The organism is Mesorhizobium sp. M1E.F.Ca.ET.063.01.1.1, from assembly GCF_003998155.1.
Taxonomy (GTDB): domain Bacteria; phylum Pseudomonadota; class Alphaproteobacteria; order Rhizobiales; family Rhizobiaceae; genus Mesorhizobium.
The window spans coordinates 1-387 of the sequence record NZ_RZSC01001786.1; the positions used below are offsets into that span (position 1 = coordinate 1).

1 protein-coding gene is annotated in these 387 nt (G+C 68.2%); it reads right to left on the minus strand.

Translation table 11 applies throughout. The features are described 5' to 3' along the window. The coding region (locus EOA29_RS40870; protein WP_145970217.1) for a tetratricopeptide repeat protein at positions 1–387 on the minus strand (387 nt) is incomplete at both ends.

A 387-nucleotide genomic window follows, 5' to 3' on the forward strand; every position in this document is an offset into this window, starting at 1 on the left:
TGGTCAGGATGTCGTCGGCGAGTGAAATCGCCGTGCGGCGGTCCGCCTCGCCGGCGGCGGCGAAGGCTTCTTCCTGCATGCTGCGGATCCAGGGCTGATCGGCCGGCGGAGCCCGCTCAAGTGCGGCCGTCATCATCGCCAGGCCGCGCACGACCTTGCCGCTCTGGAACAAGAGATTGCCGAGCGTCGCCTGCGCGCCGGCATGTCCCTTTTCGGCCGCGAGCTGCAGCCAGCGTCCGGCCTGCTTGACGCTGGCCTTCACACCGCCCTCGCCCTTCAGGAACATCTGGCCGATCTCGAACTGGGCGTTCGGGTTGCGGTAGTTGGCGGCGGCGCGCATGTAATATTCCTGCGCCGCGACCTCGTTTTCCTCGACCGGGCTGCCGG